Below are 3,294 nucleotides of genomic sequence, written 5' to 3'. Positions count from 1 at the left end.
GTGTGGTCGGCGGCGCCCTGGTCAACGGCGCCAACCAGCCCCCGCCGCCCCCGCCGGAATACCGCCCGCGCCGGGTCCTGGTCGAGGAGCCCGAGACCGTCGTGGTGCGCGAGCGCCGCGGCCCGATCTGCCACTACGAGCGCCGCAAGGAATGGCTCGGCGACGGCGAGTTCACCTACCGCCGCGTCGAAGTCTGCGAGTAATTTCTTTACGATCGTCTCGCCGGCGCCGCGTCCCCCCGGGGGCGCGGCGTTCGTCATTTCACCACCAGCCAATCCTCGACCACGAGGGCGTCGAGGCCGGTGGTGTAGAACATCAGGATCGCATCCTCCGCGCTGTGGAGGATCGGCTTGCCCATCACGTTGAAGCTGGTGTTGAGCAGGATCGGCACCCCGGTGATGTCCGCGAAGGCGCGGATCAGCGCCGCGTAGGCCGGGTTGCGCTCGGGCGTGACGCTCTGGAGCCGGCCGGTGCCGTCCTGGTGGACCACCGCCGGCACCCGGGCGCGGACCGACGCGCGCCAGACCAGCGTGCGCTCCATGTAGGGGCTGTCGGCGTAATCCTCGAACCAGTCCGGCCCGGCCTCGGCCAGGATCGAGGGCGCGAACGGCCGGAACGCCTCGCGGTACTTCACCTTGGCGTTCAGCGCGTCCTTGGCGCCCTCCGGCCGCGGGTCGGCCAGGATCGAGCGGTTGCCGAGCGCCCGGGGGCCGAACTCCGCCCTTCCCTGCACCCAGCCGACGAGACCGCCCGCGGCCAGGATTTTTGCCGCGGCCCGGGTCGCCTCTGCGTGTCCGACGCATGTGGCCCGCGGCTCCTGCTCGGCCAAGCGCTCCATCGCGGTGGTCGAGACCCGGGAGCCGAGATAGGGCGTCAGCGGGCGCGAGGCGGCGGGCGGGCCTGCCCAGTCCGGATGGTCCTCCGCGTAAGCGAGCCAGGCGGCGCCCACGGCGTTGCCGTCGTCGGCCGGCGCCGAGGGGACGTGCAGCCGGGCGAAGCCGGAGCGGCCGAGCACCCGACCGTTATACGAGGAGTTGAGCCCGCAGCCCCCGGCGATCACGAGGTTCTCGGAGGGGCCGAGGGCGGCCGCCTCGGCCACCAGCACATCCATCAAAGTCCCAAACAAATCCTGGCCGCAGCGGGCGAGGTCGGCCCAGCCCTGCTCTCGGGCGTCCGCGGGCTGGCGGGCCCGGATCTCGGCGGCGACCGCCTGGATCGTGTCGGCCTCGGCGAAGCGGAGGCGCCCGGCCTCGACCGTGCAGAGCCGGGCCAGCAGGGCGGCCAGCTCCGGGTCGGGGCGTCCGTAGGGGGCGAGCCCCATGATCTTCCATTCCTCGCCCTTCACCTGGTCGAAGCCGGCGAGATCGGTGACGAGCCCGTACAGGAAGCCGAGCGACCCGCGCCCGCGGTGGCGGCGCAGCTCCGTGATCCGGCCGTCCTGCAGCCGGTAGATCGCGGCCGCGCCGGTCTCGCCCATGCCGTCGACCACCAGGGCTGTGGCCTCCTCGAACGGGCTGCCCCACAGCCCGTAGGCGGCGTGGCAGAGATGGTGCGGGTAGCGCCGCTGCCCGGCGATCGTCGCGCGCGGCGTCCCGGTGATCCGCGCCTCCTGGTTGAGGGCCAGCAGGGTGCCGTGGCCGGCCCGCGCCTGCGCGGCGTGGAGGTCGGCGATGAACACCCGCTCGGCCTGCTCGGGTACGAAGGAGCGGTTGAGCGCCGTGGTGTGGGCGGACAGCGCCATCAGGTCGAAGGCGCCGGCCCCCGCCTGTCCGCGCAGGAAGTCGGCGAATTGCTGCCCCCAGGACGAGGCGACCACGATCTCCGATCCGGCCGACACGTAGGCCTGCACCAGGCCGATCACCCGGGCCGGGATGTCGGGCTCGCAGTTCGGGGCGCGCTTGACCTGGAGGAACCGCTCCGTGGCCTCGGCGAACAGCACGGCGCCGTCGGGCCCGAGGAGGGCGAGCGCCGGATCGTGGAAGGTGGTGGCGAGGCCGAGATAGAACCGCATGGATCGGGGGGTAGCGCATTTTCGCGCGCGACGGAGCCCGGGGCGCCCGCTACCGGATGGCCTCGGGGCGCCGCGCCAACAGGAGGATTGCCGCCCCGACGAGCCCCGACAGGGCCGAGCCCGCGAGCACGCCGAGCTTCACCGCGGTCTCGTGCTGCGGATCCGCGAAGGCCAAGCCGCCGATGAACAGGCTCATGGTGAAGCCGATCCCGCACAGGACCGCGACGCCGTAGACCTGGCCCCAGCCGGCCCCGGCCGGGCGCTGCGCCCATCCGAGCGCGACGGCGAGCCTCAGGCTGGCGAACACGCCGGCCTGCTTGCCCAGGAACAGCCCCGCGGCGATGCCGAGCGTCACCGGCTGGAGCAGGGCGTCGGGCGTCAGGCCGGTTAGGGCGACGCCGGCATTGGCGAAGCCGAAGACCGGGACCACCCCATAGGTGATCCAGGGCGCCAGCCCGTGCTCCAGCCGATGCAGCGGCGAATCCACGTCTTCCGGCCGGCCTGGGCTGACCCGGATCGGGATGGTGAAGGCCAGCAGCACCCCCGCCACCGTGGCGTGGATCCCGGAGCGCAGCACCAGCACCCACAGCACCAGACCGAGCAGGAGATAGGCCGACAGCCAGGTCACGCCCGCCCGGTTGAGGCCGTAGAGGCCGGCGAGCACGAGGGCGGCGAGTCCCAGCATCCCGGCATCGAGGCCGGAGCCGTAGAACAGCGCGATCACCACCACGGCGCCGAGGTCGTCGACGATGGCCACGGCGCTCAGGAAGATCTTGAGCGAGACCGGCACCCGCTTGCCGAGCAGCGCCAGGACGCCGAGCGCGAAGGCGATGTCGGTGGCCGCCGGGATCGCCCAGCCGCGTAAGGTATCGGCGCCGAGATTGGCCGCCGCGTAGACCAGGGCCGGCATCGCCATGCCGCCGAACGCCGCGATGCCGGGCAGCACCCGGTCCGGCCAGGTGCGCAGCCGCCCGTCCAGCGCCTCGCGCTTGATCTCCAGCCCGACCAGCAGGAAGAACCCGGCCATCAGGCCGTCGTTGATCCAGTGCTGCACGCTCATCGGCCCGAGGGCGGCGTGGAGCCCGTGCGCGTAGGCGTCGGCGAACGGGCCGTTGGCGACCACGAGGGCCAGCGCCGCCGCGGCCATCAGGATCAGCCCGCCCGCGGCCTCGCTCGCCAGCATGGTGCGGATGGCCGAGAGCGGGCGCCGGCCGCGGGCCGGTGGGGCGCGGCCGGGATTCAAAGGCGGCTTCATCGCGGGCACGCTTGGCGTGATTTGGGGG

The 3,294-nt window shown here is 73.2% G+C and carries 2 protein-coding genes and 1 pseudogene; 1 reads left to right on the top strand and 2 read right to left on the bottom strand.

Features of this window, described 5'->3' with window-relative positions; all coding sequences use genetic code 11:
* Positions 1–203 (top strand): annotated as a pseudogene (locus tag FV228_RS24360) (hypothetical protein); the annotation flags it as partial.
* A 53-nt stretch (positions 204–256) separates the two neighbouring features.
* On the opposite strand, the gene FV228_RS24355 reads toward FV228_RS24360, so the two are convergent.
* Together FV228_RS24355 and nhaA are read right to left on the bottom strand one after the other, a co-directional pair.
* Entirely contained in the window at positions 257–2,011 is a 1,755-nt protein-coding gene (locus tag FV228_RS24355) for a carbamoyltransferase C-terminal domain-containing protein (RefSeq protein ID WP_147856919.1), read from the bottom strand.
* A gap of 49 nt (positions 2,012–2,060) precedes the next feature.
* Entirely contained in the window at positions 2,061–3,266 is a 1,206-nt protein-coding gene (gene nhaA / locus FV228_RS24350) for a Na+/H+ antiporter NhaA (RefSeq protein ID WP_147856918.1), read from the bottom strand.
* Positions 3,267–3,294: the final 28 nt, after the last annotated feature.

The sequence above is a fragment of the Methylobacterium sp. WL18 genome, assembly GCF_008040015.1.
Taxonomy (GTDB): Bacteria; Pseudomonadota; Alphaproteobacteria; order Rhizobiales; family Beijerinckiaceae; genus Methylobacterium; species Methylobacterium mesophilicum.
This window is presented reverse-complemented; position numbering and strand designations above follow the sequence as displayed.